This window comes from Pseudomonas sp. GW823-FHT04A03 (assembly GCF_058796615.1).
In genome coordinates this window covers 1-22,043 of sequence record NZ_JBXAIV010000017.1, presented here as the reverse complement: position 1 = coordinate 22,043, position 22,043 = coordinate 1, and the positions used below count along the sequence as shown (strand labels likewise).

Annotated in this window: 25 protein-coding genes; 15 read left to right on the top strand and 10 right to left on the bottom strand. The window is 62.4% G+C overall.

Annotated features, from left to right (window positions below; all coding sequences use genetic code 11):
• Positions 1-106: 106 nt before the first annotated feature.
• On the bottom strand, positions 107-673 hold the full coding sequence (locus tag AC1Q9F_RS27325) for a chorismate mutase (protein WP_492618667.1): 567 nt from the start codon (positions 671-673) through the stop codon (positions 107-109).
• A gap of 147 nt (positions 674-820) precedes the next feature.
• Here AC1Q9F_RS27325 and AC1Q9F_RS27320 point away from each other — a divergent pair, with 147 nt between their 5' ends.
• The gene (locus AC1Q9F_RS27320) at positions 821-2,176 is read left to right on the top strand and encodes an MATE family efflux transporter (RefSeq protein ID WP_433898054.1); all 1,356 of its coding nucleotides are present in this window, start codon (positions 821-823) and stop codon (positions 2,174-2,176) included.
• Positions 2,177-2,259: 83 nt separating this feature from the next.
• Positions 2,260-3,258: an acyltransferase family protein gene (locus AC1Q9F_RS27315; protein WP_207983195.1), complete on the top strand. Its 999-nt coding sequence runs from the start codon at positions 2,260-2,262 to the stop codon at positions 3,256-3,258.
• A 6-nt stretch (positions 3,259-3,264) separates the two neighbouring features.
• On the opposite strand, the gene AC1Q9F_RS27310 is transcribed toward AC1Q9F_RS27315, so the two are convergent.
• Positions 3,265-4,701: an amidase gene (locus AC1Q9F_RS27310; RefSeq protein WP_492618668.1), complete on the bottom strand. Its 1,437-nt coding sequence runs from the start codon at positions 4,699-4,701 to the stop codon at positions 3,265-3,267.
• Positions 4,702-4,823: 122 nt separating this feature from the next.
• Between AC1Q9F_RS27310 and AC1Q9F_RS27305 the strand changes: the two genes are divergently transcribed.
• The 3 genes from AC1Q9F_RS27305 (at position 4,824) to AC1Q9F_RS27295 (ending at position 7,093) form a co-directional block, all read left to right on the top strand.
• A complete protein-coding gene (locus AC1Q9F_RS27305; RefSeq protein ID WP_492618669.1) occupies positions 4,824-5,729 on the top strand; it encodes a LysR family transcriptional regulator in 906 nt (301 codons plus the stop codon).
• 53 nt (positions 5,730-5,782) lie between these two features.
• On the top strand, positions 5,783-6,340 hold the full coding sequence (locus AC1Q9F_RS27300) for a YceI family protein (RefSeq protein WP_492618670.1): 558 nt from the start codon (positions 5,783-5,785) through the stop codon (positions 6,338-6,340).
• A 66-nt stretch (positions 6,341-6,406) separates the two neighbouring features.
• On the top strand, positions 6,407-7,093 hold the full coding sequence (locus tag AC1Q9F_RS27295; protein WP_492618671.1) for a GNAT family N-acetyltransferase: 687 nt from the start codon (positions 6,407-6,409) through the stop codon (positions 7,091-7,093).
• Between the two features lie 71 nt (positions 7,094-7,164).
• Here the strand turns inward: AC1Q9F_RS27295 and AC1Q9F_RS27290 are convergent, their stop codons facing one another.
• Positions 7,165-7,605, bottom strand: a complete 441-nt coding sequence (locus tag AC1Q9F_RS27290; protein ID WP_492618672.1) for a hotdog fold domain-containing protein — start codon at positions 7,603-7,605, stop codon at positions 7,165-7,167.
• A 156-nt stretch (positions 7,606-7,761) separates the two neighbouring features.
• On the opposite strand from AC1Q9F_RS27290, the gene AC1Q9F_RS27285 reads away from it, so the two are divergent.
• On the top strand, positions 7,762-8,388 hold the full coding sequence (locus tag AC1Q9F_RS27285; protein WP_262195702.1) for a TetR/AcrR family transcriptional regulator: 627 nt from the start codon (positions 7,762-7,764) through the stop codon (positions 8,386-8,388).
• Between the two features lie 193 nt (positions 8,389-8,581).
• Here the strand turns inward: AC1Q9F_RS27285 and AC1Q9F_RS27280 are convergent, their stop codons facing one another.
• Positions 8,582-9,214, bottom strand: a complete 633-nt coding sequence (locus AC1Q9F_RS27280; RefSeq protein ID WP_492618673.1) for a TetR/AcrR family transcriptional regulator — start codon at positions 9,212-9,214, stop codon at positions 8,582-8,584.
• Between the two features lie 100 nt (positions 9,215-9,314).
• Here AC1Q9F_RS27280 and AC1Q9F_RS27275 point away from each other — a divergent pair, with 100 nt between their 5' ends.
• A complete protein-coding gene (locus AC1Q9F_RS27275) occupies positions 9,315-9,899 on the top strand; it encodes an NAD(P)H-dependent oxidoreductase (RefSeq protein ID WP_492618674.1) in 585 nt (194 codons plus the stop codon).
• An 18-nt stretch (positions 9,900-9,917) separates the two neighbouring features.
• On the opposite strand, the gene AC1Q9F_RS27270 is transcribed toward AC1Q9F_RS27275, so the two are convergent.
• Positions 9,918-11,036 (bottom strand): DmpA family aminopeptidase, encoded by a 1,119-nt coding sequence (locus AC1Q9F_RS27270; RefSeq protein WP_492618675.1) that lies wholly within the window; start codon positions 11,034-11,036, stop codon positions 9,918-9,920.
• 39 nt (positions 11,037-11,075) lie between these two features.
• Positions 11,076-12,179, bottom strand: a complete 1,104-nt coding sequence (locus AC1Q9F_RS27265; RefSeq protein ID WP_492618676.1) for a polyamine ABC transporter substrate-binding protein — start codon at positions 12,177-12,179, stop codon at positions 11,076-11,078.
• Between the two features lie 112 nt (positions 12,180-12,291).
• Between AC1Q9F_RS27265 and AC1Q9F_RS27260 the strand changes: the two genes are divergently transcribed.
• Positions 12,292-13,065 (top strand): helix-turn-helix transcriptional regulator, encoded by a 774-nt coding sequence (locus AC1Q9F_RS27260; RefSeq protein WP_492618677.1) that lies wholly within the window; start codon positions 12,292-12,294, stop codon positions 13,063-13,065.
• A 6-nt stretch (positions 13,066-13,071) separates the two neighbouring features.
• Here AC1Q9F_RS27260 and AC1Q9F_RS27255 read toward each other — a convergent pair whose 3' ends face one another.
• Complete coding sequence (locus AC1Q9F_RS27255) at positions 13,072-14,013, bottom strand: class I SAM-dependent methyltransferase (RefSeq protein ID WP_474731315.1); 942 nt, start codon at positions 14,011-14,013, stop codon at positions 13,072-13,074.
• 188 nt (positions 14,014-14,201) lie between these two features.
• On the opposite strand from AC1Q9F_RS27255, the gene AC1Q9F_RS27250 reads away from it, so the two are divergent.
• A complete protein-coding gene (locus AC1Q9F_RS27250; RefSeq protein ID WP_085602624.1) occupies positions 14,202-14,615 on the top strand; it encodes a response regulator in 414 nt (137 codons plus the stop codon).
• A gap of 63 nt (positions 14,616-14,678) precedes the next feature.
• Complete coding sequence (locus tag AC1Q9F_RS27245; protein WP_492618678.1) at positions 14,679-15,383, top strand: HAD family hydrolase; 705 nt, start codon at positions 14,679-14,681, stop codon at positions 15,381-15,383.
• On the opposite strand, the gene AC1Q9F_RS27240 is transcribed toward AC1Q9F_RS27245, so the two are convergent.
• Entirely contained in the window at positions 15,341-16,000 is a 660-nt protein-coding gene (locus tag AC1Q9F_RS27240) for a methyltransferase family protein (protein ID WP_492618679.1), read from the bottom strand. The genes AC1Q9F_RS27245 and AC1Q9F_RS27240 overlap by 43 nt on opposite strands.
• A gap of 132 nt (positions 16,001-16,132) precedes the next feature.
• Here AC1Q9F_RS27240 and AC1Q9F_RS27235 point away from each other — a divergent pair, with 132 nt between their 5' ends.
• Positions 16,133-17,050 carry a pyridoxal-phosphate dependent enzyme gene (locus AC1Q9F_RS27235; RefSeq protein WP_492618680.1) on the top strand — a complete coding sequence of 306 codons (918 nt, stop codon included), beginning with the start codon at positions 16,133-16,135 and terminating at the stop codon, positions 17,048-17,050.
• Positions 17,051-17,158: 108 nt separating this feature from the next.
• Positions 17,159-17,758 carry a DinB family protein gene (locus AC1Q9F_RS27230; protein ID WP_262161191.1) on the top strand — a complete coding sequence of 200 codons (600 nt, stop codon included), beginning with the start codon at positions 17,159-17,161 and terminating at the stop codon, positions 17,756-17,758.
• On the opposite strand, the gene AC1Q9F_RS27225 is transcribed toward AC1Q9F_RS27230, so the two are convergent.
• Together AC1Q9F_RS27225 and AC1Q9F_RS27220 are read right to left on the bottom strand one after the other, a co-directional pair.
• Positions 17,673-18,599, bottom strand: coding sequence for a LysR substrate-binding domain-containing protein (locus AC1Q9F_RS27225; RefSeq protein WP_492618681.1), 927 nt, complete (start codon positions 18,597-18,599; stop codon positions 17,673-17,675). The two genes, AC1Q9F_RS27230 and AC1Q9F_RS27225, sit on opposite strands and share 86 nt — an antisense overlap.
• 63 nt (positions 18,600-18,662) lie before the next feature.
• Positions 18,663-19,556 (bottom strand): LysR substrate-binding domain-containing protein, encoded by an 894-nt coding sequence (locus AC1Q9F_RS27220; RefSeq protein WP_492618682.1) that lies wholly within the window; start codon positions 19,554-19,556, stop codon positions 18,663-18,665.
• Positions 19,557-19,668: 112 nt separating this feature from the next.
• Here AC1Q9F_RS27220 and AC1Q9F_RS27215 point away from each other — a divergent pair, with 112 nt between their 5' ends.
• Genes AC1Q9F_RS27215 through AC1Q9F_RS27205 form a run of 3 tightly spaced genes read left to right on the top strand, consistent with a single transcriptional unit; the run spans position 19,669 to position 21,921 of the window.
• Entirely contained in the window at positions 19,669-20,691 is a 1,023-nt protein-coding gene (locus tag AC1Q9F_RS27215; RefSeq protein ID WP_492618683.1) for an aldo/keto reductase, read from the top strand.
• On the top strand, positions 20,688-21,485 hold the full coding sequence (locus AC1Q9F_RS27210; protein ID WP_007952959.1) for an SDR family NAD(P)-dependent oxidoreductase: 798 nt from the start codon (positions 20,688-20,690) through the stop codon (positions 21,483-21,485). Before AC1Q9F_RS27215 ends, AC1Q9F_RS27210 begins: the two co-directional genes overlap by 4 nt.
• Before the next feature lie 25 nt (positions 21,486-21,510).
• Positions 21,511-21,921: an SRPBCC family protein gene (locus AC1Q9F_RS27205; protein WP_102718238.1), complete on the top strand. Its 411-nt coding sequence runs from the start codon at positions 21,511-21,513 to the stop codon at positions 21,919-21,921.
• The last annotated feature ends 122 nt before the right edge of the window (positions 21,922-22,043 follow it).

Here is a 22,043-nt window from a genome sequence, read left to right as displayed (position 1 = left end):
TTGTTTGTTTGGTATTGAGCCGATGTTACGCCGCGGATTTTTTATGAGAACTTCATTGAACTGATGGTGACTATCGACGCCAGCAATGAATGCCAAAACCCTTGTTCTAGGGCACCAGCGGCCGAATGCACAGCTCTCCGGTGGCGCGGGTCAGGGCCAGTTCATGCAGCGCATCGCGGGTCAGACCGGTGCGCGCCTTGGCCAGCCACGCCGGGCAGTTCGGGTCGTGGCGGTAGGGTGTGAAGTCGGCGTATTGCTGCAGCAGACGGGTTTGCAACTCGTCCAGACGCGGGCGAATCTGCTTGCCCAGATCCGGGCGTGGTGTGTCCGGCGCGGCACCGGCCGCTTGCCATTGTGCGAGCAAACCGTATTGCACCAGTTTGTTGGCCTCCATCTGCGCGGCGATCAATTGCGCGACATCTTCCGGGTCGAGCTTGCGTTCGGTGGCCAACTTGCGGGCGTTGTCGATCACCTGTGCTTCACGAGGACTGTCCTGGATCGGTTTGCCGCTGTCCCATTTGGTCAGGGCGACGAGGTCGCCGATGTTCAGGCGTTCGTTCAAGGTGCTCACCAATCCTTGCACCACCTCGGGCGAGGGCGCGGGGGCGGCGTGGACGGTCGTCGCCAGAGCGGTCAATAAGGTGCAACTCAGCAGAAACGGGGAACGGCGCATGGGAGGGATTCACTTCCTGTCGTGATGGAAAGGCTATGCAGATTGGTCAAGGTGCAGATTACGAAGTTTTAATGTAAACGGGTACGACCTGAACGCCATTGCATACCTTAGACTCTGTCATCAGCTCCCACCCGAGACGGACCCTCAATGCAAACCCCCGCTCAATCCCCCCTCTGGAAAACCTACCTGCTGTTCCTGGCCCCGATGGTGCTGTCGAACTTCCTGCAATCGATGTCGGGCACGGTCAACAGCATCTACATCGGTCAGATGCTCGGCACGCAGGCGCTGGCGGCGGTGTCCGGCATGTTTCCGATCATCTTTTTCTTTATCGCGCTGGTCATCGGTCTGGGCGCCGGGGCAGGGGTGCTGATCGGTCAGGCGTGGGGGGCGCGTGAGTCGCATATGGTCAAGGCGATCGCCGGGGCGACATTGTTGCTGGGGGTATTGATCGGGCTGGTAGCGGCGGTGTTGGGCAGTGTGTTTGCGCGCCAGGCCTTGCAGGGTTTGGGCACGCCGGCGGACGTGCTGGATGATGCGGTGGCCTATGCCCGCGTGATGATGTGGACCTTGCCGGTTGTGCTGGTTTACGTGCTGTTCACGCAGTTGTTGCGCGGGGTGAGCGACACGTTGTCGCCGATGCTGGCGCTGCTGCTGTCGACCGTGGTCGGGCTGGCGTTGACCCCGGCGTTCATTCGCGGCTGGTTCGGTTTGCCGCAACTGGGCATTCAAAGTGCAGCGTTCGCCGGTCTGGCCGGTACGCTGGCGGCGATGGCGTGGCTGTCATGGAGCCTGATCCGCAAGGGCCATCCGCTGGCGCCGGATCGCGAGTTCTTTGCGGCGTTGCGTCTGGACGGCGCGATTCTCGGCAAGGTGTTGCGCATCGGTCTGCCGACCGGGGTGCAGATGATTGTGCTGTCGCTGTCGGAGCTGGTGATTCTGGCGCTGGTCAACCAACACGGTTCGCAGGCGACGGCGGCTTACGGCGCGGTCACTCAGATCGTCAACTACGTGCAGTTTCCGGCGCTGTCGATTGCGATCACCGCGTCGATCCTCGGCGCCCAGGCGATCGGTGCCGGACGGCTGGAGCGGATGGGCCCGATCCTGCGCACCGGGTTGTGGATCAACGTGTGCCTGACCGGTGGTTTGATCCTGGCGGGTTACCTGTTATCGCACTGGTTGCTCGGGTTGTTCCTGACCGAAGACTCGACCCGGGCGATGGCCGAGCACCTGTTGCACATCATGTTGTGGAGCCTGTTGATCTTCGGTTTCCAGGCGATCATCGGCGGCATCATGCGCGCCAGCGGCACGGTGCTGGTGCCGGTGGGCGTGGCGATCATCTGCGTGCTCGGCGTGCAGTTGCCGGCGGCCTACTGGCTGGACGGGCAGTTCGGTCTGCAGGGTGTGTGGATGGCGTTTCCGATTGCGTATCTGGGGATGCTGGTGTTGCAGACGCTGTATTACACACGGGTCTGGAAGCATCAGAAGATCGAGCGACTGGTGTAGGACGCAACGAAAAATAACTGTTTTCCTGTCGCAAAGCGTCGTAGCTTAGCCGCCCATAACGATAAGGACATTGGAGCGGGTTCGTGGGTGTTTATCGATTGTTGCTGGCGGTGCTGGTGGCCTTGTCCCACATGGGGATCAAATTCGCGGGGCTGAACCCCGGTGTGGTGGCGGTGATCTCGTTTCTGATCATCAGCGGTTTCGTCATGACCTCGCTCATCGAACGCAACTACAAAGCGGTGGATAAAGTCGGCCTGTTTTACCTGGATCGGGCGTTGAGGCTCTACCCGCAATTCCTGTTTTATCTGTTCCTTTGCTGCGCTGTAGTCTATTTCTTGCTGCCCGGTACGCCCGAGGCTGCCGAACTGACGCTCAAGCAGATCGTCGCGAGCCTGGCGATCGTGCCGCTGAATTTCTACATGTTCGGCCTTTCCGGAAACCAGCTCATGCCGCCAGCGTGGTCGCTGGGGCTGGAGCTGTGTTTCTATCTGGTGATTCCGTTTCTGCTCATCTTCAAAATGCGCGGCGTGGCGTTTGTTCTGTCCGTCGTCGTGTTCATGGTCGCGTGCCTGGGCTACATCAACACCGATGTCTATGGTTACCGGCTGCTGCCGGGCGTGTTGTTCATGTTCCTCTGTGGCAGCTATCTGTATAACGCGCATGTCAAAGACCGACTGATCGTCATGAGCACCTTTGTGGGGGCGGCATTGTTGTTCGTCGCGATCATGGCCGGCTGGATCGAACGTCGCCCCTTCAATGCCGAGGTCACACTGGGCGTCGCTCTGGGCATCCCTGCCGTGTTCCTGCTGACGAAACTGCGCCAGCATCCGCTGGACGAGTTCTTCGGCAACATCAGTTATGGCGTGTTTCTCAATCACTTTGTGGCGATGTATTTACTGCGCGCCCTCTGGCCGTTGGCCTACATCGGCTGGTACGTCGAAGCCGTGATGGTGCTGTCATTTGCCATGAGCATCGTGTCCTACCATGCCATCGAACGGCCGGCCCTGAAGCTGCGTCACGTGCTGCGGGCCGGCGTGCGCTCAAACGTGGTGCAGACATCCGGCAGCGAATCGGTTGCCTGACTGACTTCAGCCCGTGTGGCCGGTCCAGATCTTCGGACGCCGATGTCGCCACGACATTGCCGCTTCAAGTTGCGCAGCCAGTCGCAGCAAGACATCGTCGGCCGCGAAGCGGGCAGCCAGTTGCACGCCGATCGGCATCCCGCTGTGCGACATTCCCAGTGGCAATGAAATGGCGGGCGTCCCGGCGACGTTGAACACCGGGGTGAACGGTGAGTGCTCGAACACCCGCGCCGTCCATTGCCGGCCATCAAGAGTCTCGGCGTCGCGATTGTAGGTGCCGACGGCTTGTGGCAATTGCGGCAGGGTCGGGGTCAGCAGGATGTCGATGGATTCGAACCAGTTCGCGACTTGCCGGGCGATGCTGTTTCGCACCTCCAGCGCGCCAGCGAAGTCCACGCCACGGGATTGCTCGCCGAACGCGTAGCAGGCCAGCGTGGCCGGTTCGAGCGTGCGTTGGTCGATGGGGCGGCCGGTGCTGCTGGCGAGATGGTCGATCCAGCGCACCAGGCTGGCACACCAGATGTGTGCGTTGGCGTCGACGAAGGCCTCCCATGACAGACCGAGCGGGGCTTGCACGACGTCCACTTGATGGCCGAGCGCTTCGAGCTCGCGAGCGACGCGGTGGGTGGCGTCACGGATTTCACTGTCGACGGCGCCGCCGTTCCATGGCGTGTCGAGCACACCGATTCGCAGCCGTCCCGGATCTCGGCCGACCTGGGCCAGAAAGCCGTCAGCCGGTGCGGGCGTGTGGTACGGGTCCCCCGGCGCGCAGCCTTGCACCACATCCATCAACGCCGCGCTGTCACGCACGGTCCGCGACAGACCCAGTTGCACGCCCAGCCCGGCGAATACTTCATCCATCACCGGCCCGTGAGAGCTGCGCCCGCGCGTCGGCTTGAGCCCGACCAGACCGTTGAACGCCGCCGGCACGCGGATCGAGCCTGCCGCATCGGTGGCGTGGGCGATCGGCACAATGCCGGCGGCGACGGCAGCCCCGGCGCCGCCACTGGAGCCGCCGGCCGAGCGTTGCGGATCCCAGGGGTTGCGGGTCGGCCCTTGCAGGACGGAATCGGTTTCGGTGCTGAACGCCATTTCCGGGGTGGTGGTGCGGCCCAGCGTCATCAATCCGCCGGCGTTGAAGCGTTGCATCAGGTGAGAATCACTCTGCGCAACCACACCTTGGGCGAGTCGGCTGCCCAGTTCGTTGCCTCGCCCGGCAGCGGTGATCGCCAGATCCTTGATCAGGAACGGCACCCCGGCCAAAGGGCCGCTGCCGGTGGTCACCGTTGGCGTCCAGTGTTCGATGACCGCGTTGATCGACGGGTTGACCTGCTGCACGGCTTCGATGGCCAGCGCCGCCAGTTCTTCGGCGCGTATGTCGCCCGACGCGACCAGTTGTGCCAGCCCGATGGCGTCATGTTCGGCGTATTCGTTGAGGTTCATCAGAGGCACTCCAGGAAAGGAGCAACGATCTTAGGTCGCAGGTCTTATTGTGATTAGCCCATAATCGCGGCATGCAATGTGCCGTGATTGGCACAATTCATTGATTGACGGAAGGCCTGCAAATGATCCGTGACCTGAACGACACGCTGGTTTTCGTGCGCGTGGTGCGCCTCGGCAGTTTCACCGCGGCCGCTCATGCGTTGCAGATTCCGAAGACCACGGTCAGTCGTCGGGTGCGCGAGCTGGAACAGGCCATCGGCGTGCAGCTGCTGCGGCGCACCACGCGCCAGTTGAGCCTGACCGAAGCGGGCGCGGTGTATTACGAACACTGCAAGGCCCTCGCCGATACCCTTGAGCACGCCGAGCGCGCGGTGCATCAGTTGCGTGACGGGCCACGCGGCTGGTTGCGGGTGACGGTGCCGTTTTCATTCGGGGTCAGCTGGTTTGCGCCGTTGCTGGCGGGATTTCGTCAGGCGTACCCGGAAATTCGTCTGGAGGTTCTGGCCTCCCATGTGCCGCTGGACCTAGTGGGGGAGGAAATCGATGTAGCGCTGCGTCTCGGTGCGTTGCCGGATTCGAGCCTGATTGCCCGTCGGCTGGCGAGTTTTCCCACGGGCATCTACGCGGCCCCGGATTATCTGGCGCGCCACGGTACGCCGGACAATCCTGACGAGCTTATTCATCATCAGACGCTGACGCTGCATCAGGCCCGGCGCGATGTCGGTTATGTCTGGCCGTTGCGTCGCGAAGGCGCGCGCCTGAAAGACTATCGCGTCGAGCCTTCCATCCTGGCCAACGATCCGGCGCTGCTGCATGACGCGTTGCTCGCGGGTGAAGGGCTGAGCCTGGGAATGGAGCAGAGCATGAAGGCCGATGTGCAGGCCGGACGTCTGATCCGAGTGCTGCCGCAGTGGATCGGCCCGCCGCAGGATCTCAACGCGGTGACGGCCCGCGAGCATTTGCCATCGCCCAAGGTGACGGCGCTGATCGGCTACTTGAAGGCGCGCATGGCCGACGAGGTGGCGTAACCGCCGGATGTTTGCTTAAGTCATTCGAGACCCATCGGGCGCCGGAGCATTCCATGTCGATTCGATTGTTGTTGGCTGCCGCGTGTTGCCTGATTGTCGTCCCTGCTGCGCAGGCGGTGGAGTACACCCGGGTCAACACCACCGCCAGCCAGATCAGTTTCACCTACAACCAGATGGGCTCGCGGATGTACGGCACGTTCGGCAAGTTCGACGCGACGCTGGACTTCGACACCGACAACCTCGCCAGTGCCCGCACCACGCTGCACATCGACCTCACCAGCATCGACGCCGGCAGCGAAGACGCCAACACCGAGCTGGTGAAACCGGCATGGTTCGACACCGATAAATTCCCGGTGGCGGTTTTCGAATCGACCCGTTTCCGGCCGGCCGGCGACAACCGTTATCTGGTCGACGGCCACCTCACCCTCAAAGGCATCACACGTGAGGTGCAAGTCCCGGTGCAACTCAAACCCGACAGCAGAATCGGCATCTTCGACGGTGAACTGGTGCTCAAGCGCGATGAGTTCGGCCTCGGCGCGGGGGAGTGGGCCGATACCGTGGTGTCGAAGGACATCGACATCAAGTTCAAGGTGGTGGCGCCGCAGCAGTGACGGTGTTCGGCCGCAAGCGCGCTGGCGCGGTATGATGGCGGCGTTTTCCGCCGGAGTCCGCCCGCCATGCCCCGCATCACCCACTACAAATCCCCATGCCCCGAAGGCGTCAACAGCCAGATCCTGCAGATGGTCGTCGACAACCTGACCGACATCAGTGCCATCGGCCTTGGCCCGAGCAACCTGCTGTACAACGTCTATCAGTACGCGGTCGGCTACGAGGTGCATCTGTATCTGGAGGCGTTGAACGGCGAGAAGGGCACCGAGGTGGAATTGCTGGTGGCCACCGATGACGATGACCCGGAGCAAGTGATCGGTTTCCTGTTGTACCTGCCGGTGCAGGGCGACTGGGAGGCGTGCAACGTGGCCTATCTGGCGGTGCGCGAGGGGCATCGGCGTCAGGGCGTGGCCCGTTCGTTGATCGCGGACATGGTGGCGCGCTATCCCCATACCGAGCTGACCTGCAGCATCGGCAAGGTGCCGTATTTCGAGGCGCTGGGCTTTGAAGTACTGGGCCAACTGGAGACGCAGGTGCTGATGAGCACCCGGCACTACCGCAGCAACGGGCTGCGCGGTTTTATCGACACGACACCGATCTACCGTTCGCTGGAAGTGCAGCAGATCCACACCTACCTGCTGCAAAAACATGGCAAGCGCGCAATGCTCGACGCCGAGAAACAGCGCGACCGGCATCTGGATCAGGTCACTCGGCGCACCGAAGAATTTGTCCGCCAACGCCTGACCGTTCACTGATCCCTTCTCTTTGAAACGACGAAAGCCCTTGTTGCGATCAGCGCAGCAAGGGCTTTTTTGTGCCGGTGATTTCAGGACAGTTTCACGTTCATGGTGATGCGCGCCGTGAACACTTTCCTGCCTTCGGCGTCGTGGACATCCACCGGCACGATCTTGTCGCCTTCGGTCTGCCAGTCCAGTCCTTTGCCATTGGCCACGGCGGTTACGTCGGTCTTGGCCTTTGCAAGGTATTCGACGATCATGCCTTTTGGAATCCAGCGCGCGCCGGCGGGAATCGACACGTCGGTCATCATCCCGGCTGCCAGTTCGGCGGCATTACACAGGGCGATGGCGTGGACGGTGCCGAGGTGGTTGGTGATCTCGCGGCGAAACGGAACCTGCACCTGCGCGGAACCTGCCCGCAACTCGGTCACCAGTGGATTGATGGTGCTGAAGTACGGTGCGACCTGGCAGGCCATCTGGCTGAACGCCTGGGAACCGACGCTGTTGAACATGCTGAGAAACTGACTCATGGGTGAAGCCTCGCGGTTAGGGGATTTACAGAATCATGTTCCGTAACAGAACATTGTTCTGTAACGGAACGGTATTCTGTCCGCGGGAAATCTGTCAACCTGTGCGCGTTTCGATCACCGGCACGGACGTGCCCTTTACCCGGATTTTCAATGCCCATGGACACCGCAGATCTACTCGAACGCAGCTACCCCGGTCGCCGCGCCGAACTCAAGCGCGACATCTTTCGCAAGGCCCTGCGTCTGTTCAACGAGCAGGGCATCGAGGCCACCACCATCGAAATGATCCGTGCCGAATGCGACACCAGCGTCGGGGCGATCTACCATCATTTCGGCAACAAGGAAGGGCTGGTGGCCGCGCTGTTCTTCACCGCGCTGGAGGATCAGGCGCGCCTGCGCGACGCCTATCTGGCTGGCGCGACGACCACCGAAGAGGGCGTGCAGGCGCTGGTCTACAGCTACGTGGATTGGGTCGAGAATCAACCGGAATGGGCGCGGTTCCAGTATCACGCGCGTTATGCCGTGACCCGGGGCCCGCACAAGGATGAACTGGCCGAGCGCAACAAGACCCGCAACCTCGGCCTGCGCACCTGGCTGGCCGAGTCCGGGCGCGCGGCTGAACTCAACGAATGCCCGGCCGAGCTGTTGCCGTCGCTGATCGTCGGGCAGGCCGACAGCTATTGCCGCGCGTGGTTGTCCGGACGAGTGCAGGGCAGTCCGAAGGCTTATCGTGAATTGCTGGCCCAGGCCACGTGGCGTTCGATCCGTCGAGAACCCGAACGCTGATTTTCAGAGACAAAAAAAGAGCCTCAAGACTCTTTGATGGGGAGGAAGTAGAGCCCGCGAGGCTCAAGATGCGCATGAAGCCAGGTGCGGGCTTGATTGGGGTTCAGAGCACCCGCACCTACGCAACGGCCTGGCGGACCAGACGACTGCGTAGTTCCATCGTAGGAAGGTGAGGGGATGCGCTCAAGTACCGTCAGTCACCTGCTTTGGCGGCGCGGGCGGCGGCTCTTTCGACCATCGCAATGATGGTTGCCAACAGCTCGTTGCGGGCCTGTTCGGCGCTGATTTCGTTGGTGGCGGCGGCTTGCGACAGGGCTTCGGCGGCGCCGAGCATGGCGCGTAGTCCTGGCTGTCCGATCTCTGCGCCGTCAGCAAAAGGCGAGAGGACGCTGCGGCACTTCTCCAGGAAAATCGCCTCGTATTCGCGCTTGATCCTCTCCAGTTCCGGCGTACTCGCCAGAGCCGCAATCACCCCCGGAATCTCGTTGCCCTGAGTCAGCACGCAATCGACATACGCCGTGGCAATCACCGTCGCGGTGCCGCTCAAGGTCGCTTCGGCATTGGCCAGCGCCGCGTCCATCAGCGCCGTCTGGCGCTTGTCGAAATCCTGATACAGCGCCGCGAGCAAACCGGCGCGGGTGGTGAAATGGTCGTAGACCACCGGTTTGGTCACGCCGGCCTTTTCCGCCAGATAACCGAGGGTCAGGGCATCGGTGCCTTCTTCGCGAATCAGCTGCCAGGCCATGTCGAGCAACTGGCGCTGGCGGTCTTCCCGGGACAGGCGGCGACGGGGTTGTGCGGATTCTGGGGTTTCAGTGGTTGACATTGCTTATATACCAAACGTAACTTACTGATGGTAACTTACCAATAGTAGCTTATCGAAAGGATAAGCCCTTGGTCAGCAAACACCAACCGGAGATTTCCCCATGCACGCATTGATTGTTGTAGATCACGATGATCCACGTTCGCTGACCCACGCGTTGGCGCAGCAGATTGCCAAAGGTCTGTCGGAGAGCGATCCATCCAACACCTTCGAAATCGCCGACCTGCACGCCGAAGAATTCGATCCGCGCTTTGGCGTGGCCGACTGGGCGGTGCATCACCGCGAATCCGCACCACCGGCGGACGTGCTGGCCGAGCAGGCACGCATCGATCGCGCCGACGCGCTGGTGCTGGTCTATCCGGTGTTCTGGTGGTCGATGCCGGCGCTGCTAAAGGGCTGGGTCGACCGGGTGTTCAGCAATGGCTGGGCGTACGATTTCGACGGTGACAAGACGCTGAAGAAGCTTGGACGACTGCGCGTACACCTCGTCGGACTCGGCGGGGCGGATGTGCGCACTTACGAGCGCCACGGGTACGGCGCGGCGATGAAAACGCAGATCGATCACGGGATTTTCGATTACTGCGGGGCGACGGTGGCGGGCTCGGCATTGTTGCTGGAGTCCGAGTCGAGCGATCCGGCGATGCAGTTGCAGGCGGCGCGCAAACTCGGACAAGGGCTGTTTCGCTAAAACTTTTTGGGAACAGTCTCAGCGAGCACCCGGCCAGCCAGCCTTTTCGAGGGCTGCGAGCAGGGTCGCAGCATCCAGCCCCGGCACCGAATGCCCGTTGCCTTCGGTGCTGTCGCTGGCCAGCAAGGCGTTGATGATCGCTTCTTCTACCGCTTCGGTCGCCGCTAGGAACAGCTCGCTGATGTGATCGTTGTTGACCATTCGCAAGCCATCGCAAGTCGATGCGCCTTTGCCTTCGTAAGCAGCGGGCGGGATATGACCGTTGCCGGTGGCGAAGGCGATGAAGATGTCACCGCTGTGATCCTCGTTGCCGCCGCCGGTGCGCGCCAGACCGAGACTCGCCCGTTGCGCCAGTCGTGTGCATTGATGTGGCAGCAGCGGCGCATCAGTGGCCAGGCACACCACGATCGAACCCATGCCTGGATGCGGCAACGAAGCGCGCAGAAATGGTGAATCCGCTTGTTCCATGTAGCGCCCGACCGGGTAGCCGTCGACCCGCAACTCGCTGCGAATCCCGTGGTTGGCCTGCACGATGGCGCCCACTGTCCAGCCGCCCTGAGCCTTGCTCAAGCGGCGCGACGCGGTGCCGATCCCGCCCTTGAATTCATGGCAGATCATGCCGCTGCCACCGCCCACCGCGCCTTCCTGCACCGGGCCGTCAACGGCATTGCTCATCGCTTCGGCCACATGCTTGGGCTTCACATGAAAGCCGTTGATGTCGTTGAGCAAGCCATCGAAGGTTTCCAGCACCACCGGCATGTTCCAGTAGAGCCGACCGTCGTCCGGTTGCTGCGCGCGATCCAGTTCGATCAAGGCATCGCGCACCACGCCGAGGCTGTGGGTGTTGGTGAAAGCGATTGGGCTGGTCAGCAGGCCGGCCTCGCGAATCCATTCCAGCCCGGTGGCATCGCCATTGCCATTGAGCACGTGGACGCCGGCGAAGCACGGCTGGGCATTGGTCGATCCGGCACGTGGTTCGATCAGAGTGACGCCACTGCAAATGTCACGACCGCTGGCGCTGCGGCCGCGCACGTTGCTGTGGCCGACCCGTACGCCGGGTACGTCGGTGATGGCGTTGAGCGGGCCGGGTTGCAGTTGACCGATGCGGATATGGAGATCGCGGGCACGTGGTTTCATTGATGTTCTCTCTGTTGAAGGCAGTGATTTGAAGGGCTGTTACTGACCGTTCTTGACCTTGCTCCACACCCGCGTGCGCACCCGTTCGGTGGCTTTGGGCAAGGGCTCGAGGGTGTACAACGTGGCCATCGCGGTGGCTGACGGGTACACCGCCGGGTTGTCGCGGGTGGTCTGGGCAACCAGCGCCGTGGCGGCGCGGTTGCCGTTGGGGTAGGACAGGTGATCGCTGACCGGCGCAATCACATCGGGCCGCAGCAGGTAGTCGATGAACGCGAGACCCTGAGCCGGATGCGGTGCGTCCTTGAGCAAGACCAGCGTGTCGAACCACACCGGCGCGCCTTCCTTCGGCAGGCTGTACTGAATCTTCACGCCGTTGCCGGCCTGCTCGGCATTGGTCTTGGCTTCGAGCATCGCGCCGGACCAGCCGACCGCCACGCAGATGTTGCCGTTGGACAGATCGCTGATGAATTTCGAGGAGTTGAAGTAGGCGATGTGCGGGCGCAGTTTCAACAGCAGCGCTTCGGCCTTCTGATAATCCTCGGCCTTGGTGCTGTTGGGCGGCAGGCCGAGATAATGCAGCGCGACCGGGAGCATTTCCGACGGCGAATCGAGCATCGCCACGCCGCATTCGCCAAGTTTGGCCAGGTTCTCTTCCTTGAACACCAGATCCCAGGAATCCACCGGGGCCTTGTCTCCCAGCACGGTGCGCACCTTGTCGACGTTGTAGCCGATGCCGTTGGTGCCCCACAGATACGGCACGGCGTACTGGTTGCCGGGGTCGTTGTTGGCCAGTTTGCTCAGCAGATCGTTGTCGAGATTCTTCCAGCCCGGCAGTTGATCGCGGGGCAGCGGGGCGAGGGCGCCGGCCTTGATCAAGGTCGGCAAGCTGAAGTTGCTCGCCACCACCACGTCGTAGCCGCTGCGGCTGGTCATCAGTTTACCTTCCACCACTTCGGCGCTGTCGAAGGTGTCGTAGACCGGTTCGATACCGCTGTCACGCTTGAAATCATGCAGGGTGTTCGGGCCGATGTAGTCGTACCAGTTGTAGACATGCACGCTCGGTGCATCGGCCGCCTGCGCACTCAGCGCAGCGGACAAAACGCCCATCAGACCCAGGTTGATATACCCACGATGACCACGCATGATGCGGCACTCCTGGCCTGTTGGCAGGCCGGTGATGAACAGGAGTGGTCAGCCTATCGGGCGGGCTGCGCCGCACCCATTCCCATCATGGGTTACTCAAAAGGGGTAGTGCGTGGACGCGTTGCTGCAGGAATTGCCGGTGCATCAGAGCCTGTCGCGAGTGTTCGCTACGGTCGGTCAGGACGGTTTCTGGCGGGCGCTGGTCGATACGCTGCGATTGCTGGTACCGCTGGACAATGCGCTGGTGGCGGTGATGCAGACGGGGCGGCCGCCGCAATTGTTGATCGACTTCGACAGTCAGGGGCGCGCCGACGAGCAGGAAGAACTGGCCGGTTACTGCGCCGGCATGTACCTGCTTGATCCGTTCTATCAGGCCGCCTGCGCCGGGATCGCCGACGGTTTGCACAGTCTCGCGTCCGTGGCCCCGGACCAGTTTCTGCACAGCGAGTACTACCTGAGCTACTTCCGTTCTGTGGTCGGTGCGGATGAGCTGCAATTTCTGGTCAACATCGACGGCGGCGTGCTGGGATTGTCGATGGGCCGTTCGACGGCGTTCAGTTTGCAGGAGCAGGGGCGTTTGGTCTGCGTGCGGGATTGGGTGCTGTCAGCGATGCGCCGGCATGTGCAGTTGATGCCGCCGCAAGGCGCAGTCGTTGAGGCGCCGGTCGGTGATCTGGCCGCATTGCTGGACCGTTTCGACGCCCGCCTGACAGCGCGCGAGATCGACACGGCGCGCCTGATTCTCCAGGGTTTTTCCAGCAAGGCCATCGCTCAGCACATGAACATTTCGCCGGAGACCGTGAAGGTGCACCGGCGCAATCTCTATCACAAGCTCAACGTCACCGGGCATGGTGAGCTGTTTGCGTTGGTGCTGCGCCCGCGCTGACCGGAATCAGCCGATCTGCTTGAACAGCAGCGCCTTCAGACCGCTTTCCGGATCGATATCCGGAAACTCCGGCGGGTTCTCCAGCCGTTGTTCGAAACGCAGGCTCGGCGCTTCCTGGGTCACGCCATCGATCAGGAAATCCGAACCGAACGAAGGATCGTTCATGCAGGCCAGCACCGTGCCCTGCGCCGTGAGCAATTCCGGCAGGCGACGCAGCACGCGCTGGTAATCCTTGGTCAGCAGAAAACTGCCTTTCTGGAACGACGGCGGGTCGATGATCACCAGGTCGTAAGGGCCGCTGTTGATCACCTTGCCCCAGGATTTGAACAGGTCATGGCCGAGGAAACTCACCTTGCTCAGGTCATGCCCGTTCAACCGGTGATTGTCACGGCCCCGGCTCAGCGCGGCGCGGGACATGTCGAGGTTGACCACATGGCTGGCGCCACCCTCGATGGCCGCCACCGAAAAGCCGCAGGTGTAGGCGAACAGGTTCAGCACCCGTTTGCCCGCCGCCTGTTCGCGCACCCAGTTGCGCCCATAACGCATGTCGAGGAACAGCCCGGCGTTCTGTTTGCGGCCCAGATCCACGCGGTATTTCAGCCCGCCCTCGACGATGGTCATTTCGTCGATTTCTTCACCGAGCAGCCATTCGGCGGTGCTTTGCGGCAGGTAACGGTGCTGGATCAGCAAAGTGTGAGCGCCGGACTGCTGCCATGGAGCCGAGCCGGTGATCTCCAGCAACAGACGCTTGAGGTCTTCCAGCTGCGAAGCCTCGGGCTCCTTGAACAACGACACCAGCACCACACCTTGCAGCCAGTCCACGGTGACTTGCTCCAGCCCCGGCCAGCAACGCCCGCGCCCATGGAACAGGCGCCGGGTTTCGGCCGGTGCCGAAGTCAGCGCGGTAAGCAGGTGGGCATGGAGGACGGCGAGGGCTTGAGGGTTCATCAATCGGGATCGGCCAGCAAAAGGGCGCGCATTTTAACCGCAATTACGCGCCGGCGACTGCCCGTCGAACGGCTGTTATCGAAAAGACCTGTATCAAAAATGAATTTCTGTAGAAGGTGCTGCTCATACCAGATAAGCAGCGGGATCAAGCCGCTAAATCGTTCATGCAATTCAGGGAGTGCCAGTTCATGTGTCCAATTCCGACGTCGAGCGCGCACCTTCCTGGCGGGTTGATTCTGGTAGTCGAGGATGATCCGTTGATTCTGGAGTTTCTGTGCGAAATTCTTCAGGAGGAAGGTTTCAAGGTCGAGCCGCAGACCAGCGCCGATGCGGCTTCGCAATATCTGGAGAAGCACGCGCCGGAAGTCGCGCTGCTGCTCACCGACATCACCATGCCCGGCACCCTTAACGGCGCGGACCTGGCCAATCTGGTCGGCGAGCGCTGGCCGGACAAACCGGTGATGGTCATGTCCGGTTATGAAACACCGGAAACCTCGGGCGTGAAGCATCCGGTGGCGTTCATCAAGAAGCCGTGGGCCATCGGTCAGTTGCTTGATTGCGTGGACGGTGCGTTCAAATCCAAGGCGCCGCGTCTGCACTGAAGCGTCCCGCAAGTGCTACATTGCCGGGCATCGTTGCCCGGCCCCTTGCGAGGAAGTGATCTTTTGTCTGCTCACGATGCTGTTTTCAACCGCGCGTTCGGCGCGTTCCTGTTCGACATGGACGGCACCGTCCTCAACTCCATCGCCGCCGCCGAGCGGATCTGGTCCGCCTGGGCCGTGCGCCACGGGGTGAACGTCGAGACGTTCCTGCCGACCATCCACGGCGTGCGCGCCATCGACACCATCATGCGTTTGAATCTGCCGGGCGTGGACGCCGAGGCGCAAGCCGCGTTCATCACCGAAGCGGAAATCGAAGACGTCGAAGGCATTGTCGAGATCCCCGGCGCGGCAGCGTTTCTCAAATCGTTGCCGGCGGATTGTTGGGCCATGGTGACCTCGGCGCCACGGGATCTGGCGTTGCGGCGGATGGCGGCGGCAGGGATTCCGGAGCCTGCGGTGATGATCACCGCTGAAGACGTGACCGCCGGCAAACCGGATCCGGCCGGTTATCGACTGGCCGCCAAACGCTTGGGCCTGGAGCCTGCGGACTGCCTGATTTTCGAAGACGCCACCGTCGGCATTCAGGCCGCTGAAGCCGCCGGCGCGCCGTTGATGATCATCACCACGACTCACCAACATCCGCTTGAAACCGAGCACGCGACCATCGCCAGTTACCGCGATGTTGCGCTGAGCATCGACAGCGACGGCCAGTTGCGCCTGCAACCTCAAAAAACCCCGGGCACCAATCGCCAGCTGCGGGCGCAATAGGCGTCATATTCGGCGCCGAACTGCGTGCGCAGCAGGGCCTCTTCGGAGTGGATGCGGGCGATCAGCGGGATCAGCGTCAGCGCCGCCAGCAACAGGCCGACCACCGAGCGAAAGGCCAGCGCCCAACCGATCGCATTGATCACCAGCCCCAGATAACTGGGGTTGCGCAGATGCCGGTAGATGCCCTCGGTCACTAGCCGATGCCCCGGCTGAATCGCCACCAGCCCGCTGAACCGATGGCCCAGCACAAACACCGGCCACAACCGTAATCCGCCCCCGACGATAAACAGCAGCGCTCCCAGCCATCGAGTGCCTTCGCGGCCGATGGTCCAGAAACCGATGCGGTCGCAGTAGGCCGGCAGAAAGGCACTGACCAATCCGATCACGGCGAACGCCGGAATCACCCAGCGATTGGCCCGATCTTCGCGTTCGCCGGTGCTCAGGTTCACCTCCGTGAACAACGACGCCACCACCATGGCCAGCGTGGCCAGCGCCACCACGACCAACGCGCCGTGAGAAAAAAACACCGCCACGCCACCGATGCCCCACATCGCCAGACCCAGATAGGCGAGGGTGGCGAGCACGGCGACCACGGTCATTTGCGCAGACATTTTCATAGGCACCTCACGGCTGTTCCGTTCAGTGTAGATCCCGGCAGGATCCCCGGCGTTTAACCGTCGGCAGGGGCGTGGACTAAACTTCAGGCAGAGACGTTCCGATCATCCGATCCGCCGCTTCGGGAGTCCGCCATGCTGCACATCCGCACGCCGCTGATCCTCCATCCGACCCTGTCGACCGCGTCCCGGCGCATCTGGCTGAAGCTGGAAAACCTGCAACCGTGCGGCTCGTTCAAGCTGCGCGGGATGGGCTTGTTGTGCAGTCAGGCAGCGGCGCAGGGCAAGCGCAAGGTCGTGTGCCCGTCCGGCGGTAATGCCGGACTGGCCACGGCGGTTGCAGCGGTCAGCCTGGGCCTGCAAGCCTGCATCGTGGTGCCGCACACAACGCCCGAAGCGACCCGCGCGCGTATTCGCCGCACCGGCGCGGAGGTCGTCGTCCACGGCAAAGTCTGGGACGAAGCCAACCAGCGAGCGCGGGAACTGGCCAGCGCGGCAGACACCGAATACGTGCCGGCCTTCGATCACCCGGTGTTGTGGGAAGGGCACAGCACGATGGTCGACGAAATCCTCGACGACTGCCCGCAGGTCGATACTGTGGTCACGTCGGTCGGCGGCGGTGGTTTGCTGGCGGGCATCCTTACCGGGCTGCAGCGCCACGACCGCTGCGACTGCCGCATCATCACGTGCGAAACCACAGGCGCCGCCTCGTTCGCCGCGGCCGTCCAGGCCGGCCATCTGGTGCGCCTGAGCCGCATCGACACAGTCGCCACCTCCCTCGGCGCCGCGCAAGTGGCAGCTTGGCCGGTTGAACATATCGGCGAGTTTGATCATGAGTGTCTGGTGCTGTCGGATGACGACGCGATCATGGGGGTGGTGCGATATGCCAGTGATTTGCGGCAATTGGTGGAGCCGGCGTGCGGGGTTTCGCTGGCGGTGGCGTATCTCGACCATCCGGTGCTGGCGGGGGCTCGGGATGTGGTGGTCATCGTTTGTGGTGGGGTGAGTATCAGTGCGCAGCTGGTGGCGGGGTGGGCGCGGTTGGGGGCTTGAGCGAAAGCGGAAGGTATTTCCCTTCGACCAATAGTCAGCACTACCGCCATTCCCACAGGAGAGGTCTATCCTAGGCGGAGCCCTTTTTCGTGCCTACGGTGACCCGCGATGATCAATCTGGCCACGGCCCATCTGCTCACGGACTACAAGACCTGGGCCAATCAGCGTCTGTTCGACAGCCTGCAAGCGCTGCCGGCGGGGGAGACGACGAGGGAGCGCAAGACGGTTTTCAAGAACATGATCGGTACGTTGAACCACATCTACGTGGTCGACCGGATCTGGCAGGCGCACCTTGAAGGGCGCGAGCACGGTTTCACGACGTCTCATGATCTGGTGCACGCCGACCTCGGCGAGTTGCGTCAGGCCCAGCAGGAAGTCGACGGCTGGTATCGCACCTGGAGCGCACAGCAGACCGAAGCCTCGCTGAACCGCTCGATCGACTTCAAATTCGTCTCCGGCGATGGCGGCACCATGAATGCCGGCGCGATCCTGATGCACGTGATCAACCACAACAACTACCACCGTGGCTGGGTGGTGCAGATGTATTTCGAGATCCCGCAGATGCCGCCGATGACCGACCTGCCGGTGTACCTGCGCGAGGTCGATCCGGGATTCAAGCCGATCAGTGCGCCTGCGGTGGAAGAGGCGCCGACATGTGATGGGCAATCAGCGAGCGCAGCCAGCGTTCCGCCGGATCGTTGTCGTTGACCCCGTTCCAGACCATTGACAGCTCCGAAGGCACGATGTCGAACGGCGGGTCGTCGGCGCGCAACACGCTGCTGCCTTCGACCAATGCGCAGGCGGCGAAGTCGGGCACGGTGGCGAGCATATCGGTGCCGGCCAGAATCGCCCGCAGCGGAGCGAATTGCGGCACCGCCAATACCACGCGACGCGATCGATTGATCCGCGCCAGATCGTTATCGATGGCACCGCCCAGATCCCCGGAAAACGACACCAGCGCATGGGGCCGTTCGCAGTATTCGTCGAGGGTCAGTTCGCCGGGACGGTCGTCGCCGCGCAGGATTTTGCAGCGCAGGTCCCGCAGTTTCTTGCGTTTGGCATTGGCCGGCAGTTCCGTGGTGTAGCTAACGCCGACGGAAATCTCCCCGGACGCCAGCATCGACGACATCAGCAGGAAATTTACCCGGCGGATCACTACCACCACGTCCGGCGCTTCCTCGCGCAATTGCTTGAGCAACGGCGGCAGCAGGCCGAACTCGGCGTCGTCCGAGAGGCCGATGCGAAACACGTCACGGCTGCTCAGCGGATCGAAATCCTTGGCCCGGCTGACCGCCCCGGAAATGGTGTCCATCGCCGGCTGCAATTCCTTGAGGATCGCCAGCGCCCGCTGGGTTGGTTCCAGCACGCGGCCATTGCGCACCAGCAACGGGTCGTCGAACAGGTCGCGCAGTTTGGCCAGTGAAGCACTGACGGCGGGCTGGCCGAGGAACAGCTTTTCCCCGGCGCGGGTCAGGTTCTTTTCGAACATCAGGGTTTCGAAAATCACCAACAGGTTCATGTCCACGCGACGCAGGTCATTGCGGTTCATGCCGGGAGACTCACTGGTTTTTTGAGTCTTCTCAGTAAAGCAGCAAAGTCTTGGGCTGTCGGGTCACCGGGCGGGATCGACTCCGGTCAATACCTTGCGAAACGTTTCCACCAGCGGCCGCAGGTTGATCCGGTGCCACGCCGCCCATAACGGTGTGGTGAACGCCAGCCACGGCACTTCCCGCAGCACCACGCCCGGCGGTGCGTTATGGCTCAGGCCTTTCTGGATCATCGCGATCCCCAGGCCCGAGGCGACCAGCCCCAACGCGGTAAACGGCTCGGTGGCCTGCATTCGCACATCCGGGGTAAAACCTGCGCGGATGCAGGCGCTGACGAACTCATCGTCTGCCCCCTGGCGAGGCTGCACGCCGATCCATTCCTGATCGGCCAGATCCGCCGGTGTCAGCGATGCCAGTTGATTCAGAGGGTGATGTTCGGGCAATGCCAACAGCATCGGGTCGTCCAGTACCTGAAAGCCCAGCAGGTCAGGGTCGTCGATCGTCGGCGGCTCACTGACCAGCGCGATATCGAGGCTACGCTGACGCAGGCCTTCCAGTTGTTCGGCGGAACTCAGGTTGTACAGCGCAACGTGCACGTTGGGCCGATCCACCCGCAGTACGCGCAAGGCATTGGGCAAGACCCCGGCGTGCATCGCGTTCTCGATGTAGCCGATGCACAGGCCGCCTTCTTCGCCACGGCCCAGGCGTTTGCCGAGGGATTCCAGGCGATTGGCGTGGGTCAGCAGGGCTCGGGTTTCGGCGAGAAAGGTCTGGCCGTCGCGGGTCAGGCGGATGCGCTGCTGGCTGCGTTCGAACAGGGTCAGGCCCAGGCGTTCTTCGAGCTGGGCGATCTGCCGGCTCAGGGGCGACTGGGAAATGTGCAGGCGCTCGGCGGCGCGGCCGACGTGTTCTTCCTCGGCGACGGCGACGAAGTAGCGCAATTGGCGGATGTCGATCATGTCAGACCTTCAGGGACTCAAGTGCTTCGGATTATGTCTTGGACGGTCTGAGTGGCGCAATCTAGGATCTGCTCAATGGTCAACACCGACCACGAACTACGAGGACAGCATCATGAGCTTGAAAGACAAACTCCCCGGCCAACTCGGCTTCGGCACCGCGCCACTGGGCAACATGTTCCGCGCCATTCCTGAAGACGAAGCCCAGGCCACCGTGCATGCGGCGTGGGATGCCGGCGTGCGTTACTTCGACACCGCGCCGTTCTACGGCTCGGGCCTCTCGGAAATCCGCCTCGGCGAAGCGCTGTCCCGCTACAAGCGCGACGACTATGTGCTCAGCACCAAGGTTGGCCGGGTGATTCTCGATGAAGTCGAAGACGCCGCCGCCCGGGATCTGGGCGAGAAAAGCGGGGTGTTCGAACATGGTCGCCCGAACAAGATCGTCAACGACTACAGCGCCGACGCCACCTTGCGTTCGATCGAAGACAGCCTCAAGCGTCTGAAAACCGATCGCCTCGACATCGTCTGGGTCCACGACATCGCTCAGGATTTCTACGGCGACCAATGGCTGGAGTATTTCAATCAGGCCCGCACCGGCGCCTTCAAAGTCCTGACCCGCCTGCGCGAAGAAGGCGTGATCAAGGGTTGGGGCCTGGGTGTGAACAAGGTTGAGCCGTGCGAGTTGACGCTGGACCTGACCGAGGCGCAGCCTGACGGCTTTCTGCTGGCTGGCCGCTACACCTTGCTTGACCACGACCGCGCCCTGCAGCGCTTGATGGATTCGGCGCGGGCACAGAACGTTGAAATCGTTGTCGGCGGCCCTTACAGCTCGGGGATCCTGGCCGGTGGCGCGCACTTCGAATACCAGAAGGCCAGCCCTGAAATCGTTGCCAGGGTCGAGCAGATCAAACGCATCGCCGCGACTCACGGCGTCGATGTCAAAGCGGCTGCACTACAATTCTCGCTGGCCAATCCGGCCGTGGCGGCAGTGATTCCCGGCGCGAGCAAACCGGGGCGCATCGCTGAAGATGTGGCGGCGCTGTCGGCGGTCATTCCGGCCGGTTTCTGGCAGGCCATGCGTGAAGCGAAACTGGTGTCCGAACGTGCACCATTACCCATCGACGAGGTGAAAGCATGAAGATCGATCTGAGCGGAAAACTGGCGATTGTCAGCGGCAGCACGGCGGGCATCGGTTTGGGCATCAGCCAGTCGCTGGCCGAGGCGGGCGCCACGGTGGTGGTGATCGGTCGCGACGCGGCCAAGGTCGAACAGGCGTTGGCGAGCATTCGCGACAAGGTGCCGGGCGCGCAACTGCGCGGTCTGACGGCGGATCTGGGCACGGCCGAAGGCGCGCAGAAACTGTTCGCCGCCGAACCGAAAGCCGACATCCTGGTGAACAACCTCGGCATCTACAACGCCGTGGATTTCTTCGACGCGCCGGACGATGAGTGGACGCGCTTTTATGAAATCAACGTGATCTCCGGCGTGCGCCTGTCGCGGCATTACGTGCCGGCGATGGTCGAGCAGGGCTGGGGCCGGGTGATCTTCCTGTCTTCGGAATCCGGCGTGGCCACCCCGGCCGACATGATCAACTACGGCGTGACCAAAAGCGCCAACCTCGCGGTGTCCCATGGCCTGGCCAAACGCCTGGCGGGCACCGGGGTTACGGTCAATGCGATCCTGCCGGGGCCGACCTTCACCGACGGTGTCGAGGAAATGCTCAAGGATGCCGCCGCCGAATCTGGCCGCAGCCTGCGGGACGAAGCCGACGCCTTTGTGCGCCGGGCCCGTCCGAGCTCGATCATCCAGCGCGTGGCGGATGTCGAAGAAGTCGCGCACCTGGTCACCTATATCGCTTCACCGCTGTCTTCGGCCACCACCGGCGCCGCTTTGCGAGTCGATGGCGGCGTGGTCGACAGCCTGACTATCTGAATTCATCGAGAGAGACTTTTTATTTATGGCAACAGCATCAGCAACGATCGACATTCCGGCTTCGGCCGATCAGGTCTGGCAATTGATTGGCGGCTTCAACACCTTGCCGGACTGGCTGCCGTTCATTCCCAACAGCGAACTGAGCGAAGGCGGGCGCGTTCGCACTTTGCAAACCGCTGACGGCGCAGTGGTGGTCGAGCGTCTGGAAACGTTCGATAACGCGGGCAAAACCTACAGCTATTCGATTCTGCAGGCACCGTTTCCGGCCACCGATTATCTGGCGACGATTCGTGTTGAGGCCCAAGGGCAGGGCGCGAAGGTGACGTGGTCGGGACGCTTTACGGCCAAGGGCGTGAGCGATGAGGAAGTGGTGGCGCTGTTCAGCGGGATCTATCAGGGTGGGCTCGAGGCACTGCGCGCGAACTACCCCGCTTAAGTTTGTTCACTGATCGTTCCCACGCTCCGCGTTCCAGCTCTGGAAGGGACGCTCCGCGTCCCTTCCAGAGCTGGAACGCGGAGCGTCCCTTGAGGCATTCCCACGCAGAGCGTGGGAACGAT

What these genes read in the sequence shown, in the direction of transcription:
- AC1Q9F_RS27325 (WP_492618667.1), bottom strand. Translation starts at nt 673, where the DNA reads ATGCGCCGTTCCCCGTTTCTGCTGAGTTGCACCTTATTGACCGCTCTG.
- AC1Q9F_RS27320 (WP_433898054.1), top strand. Translation starts at nt 821, where the DNA reads ATGCAAACCCCCGCTCAATCCCCCCTCTGGAAAACCTACCTGCTGTTC.
- AC1Q9F_RS27310 (WP_492618668.1), bottom strand. Translation starts at nt 4,701, where the DNA reads ATGAACCTCAACGAATACGCCGAACATGACGCCATCGGGCTGGCACAA.
- AC1Q9F_RS27305 (WP_492618669.1), top strand. Translation starts at nt 4,824, where the DNA reads ATGATCCGTGACCTGAACGACACGCTGGTTTTCGTGCGCGTGGTGCGC.
- AC1Q9F_RS27300 (WP_492618670.1), top strand. Translation starts at nt 5,783, where the DNA reads ATGTCGATTCGATTGTTGTTGGCTGCCGCGTGTTGCCTGATTGTCGTC.
- AC1Q9F_RS27295 (WP_492618671.1), top strand. Translation starts at nt 6,407, where the DNA reads ATGCCCCGCATCACCCACTACAAATCCCCATGCCCCGAAGGCGTCAAC.
- AC1Q9F_RS27290 (WP_492618672.1), bottom strand. Translation starts at nt 7,605, where the DNA reads ATGAGTCAGTTTCTCAGCATGTTCAACAGCGTCGGTTCCCAGGCGTTC.
- AC1Q9F_RS27285 (WP_262195702.1), top strand. Translation starts at nt 7,762, where the DNA reads ATGGACACCGCAGATCTACTCGAACGCAGCTACCCCGGTCGCCGCGCC.
- AC1Q9F_RS27280 (WP_492618673.1), bottom strand. Translation starts at nt 9,214, where the DNA reads ATGTCAACCACTGAAACCCCAGAATCCGCACAACCCCGTCGCCGCCTG.
- AC1Q9F_RS27275 (WP_492618674.1), top strand. Translation starts at nt 9,315, where the DNA reads ATGCACGCATTGATTGTTGTAGATCACGATGATCCACGTTCGCTGACC.
- AC1Q9F_RS27270 (WP_492618675.1), bottom strand. Translation starts at nt 11,036, where the DNA reads ATGAAACCACGTGCCCGCGATCTCCATATCCGCATCGGTCAACTGCAA.
- AC1Q9F_RS27265 (WP_492618676.1), bottom strand. Translation starts at nt 12,179, where the DNA reads ATGCGTGGTCATCGTGGGTATATCAACCTGGGTCTGATGGGCGTTTTG.
- AC1Q9F_RS27255 (WP_474731315.1), bottom strand. Translation starts at nt 14,013, where the DNA reads ATGAACCCTCAAGCCCTCGCCGTCCTCCATGCCCACCTGCTTACCGCG.
- AC1Q9F_RS27250 (WP_085602624.1), top strand. Translation starts at nt 14,202, where the DNA reads ATGTGTCCAATTCCGACGTCGAGCGCGCACCTTCCTGGCGGGTTGATT.
- AC1Q9F_RS27240 (WP_492618679.1), bottom strand. Translation starts at nt 16,000, where the DNA reads ATGAAAATGTCTGCGCAAATGACCGTGGTCGCCGTGCTCGCCACCCTC.
- AC1Q9F_RS27235 (WP_492618680.1), top strand. Translation starts at nt 16,133, where the DNA reads ATGCTGCACATCCGCACGCCGCTGATCCTCCATCCGACCCTGTCGACC.
- AC1Q9F_RS27230 (WP_262161191.1), top strand. Translation starts at nt 17,159, where the DNA reads ATGATCAATCTGGCCACGGCCCATCTGCTCACGGACTACAAGACCTGG.
- AC1Q9F_RS27225 (WP_492618681.1), bottom strand. Translation starts at nt 18,599, where the DNA reads ATGAACCGCAATGACCTGCGTCGCGTGGACATGAACCTGTTGGTGATT.
- AC1Q9F_RS27220 (WP_492618682.1), bottom strand. Translation starts at nt 19,556, where the DNA reads ATGATCGACATCCGCCAATTGCGCTACTTCGTCGCCGTCGCCGAGGAA.
- AC1Q9F_RS27215 (WP_492618683.1), top strand. Translation starts at nt 19,669, where the DNA reads ATGAGCTTGAAAGACAAACTCCCCGGCCAACTCGGCTTCGGCACCGCG.
- AC1Q9F_RS27210 (WP_007952959.1), top strand. Translation starts at nt 20,688, where the DNA reads ATGAAGATCGATCTGAGCGGAAAACTGGCGATTGTCAGCGGCAGCACG.
- AC1Q9F_RS27205 (WP_102718238.1), top strand. Translation starts at nt 21,511, where the DNA reads ATGGCAACAGCATCAGCAACGATCGACATTCCGGCTTCGGCCGATCAG.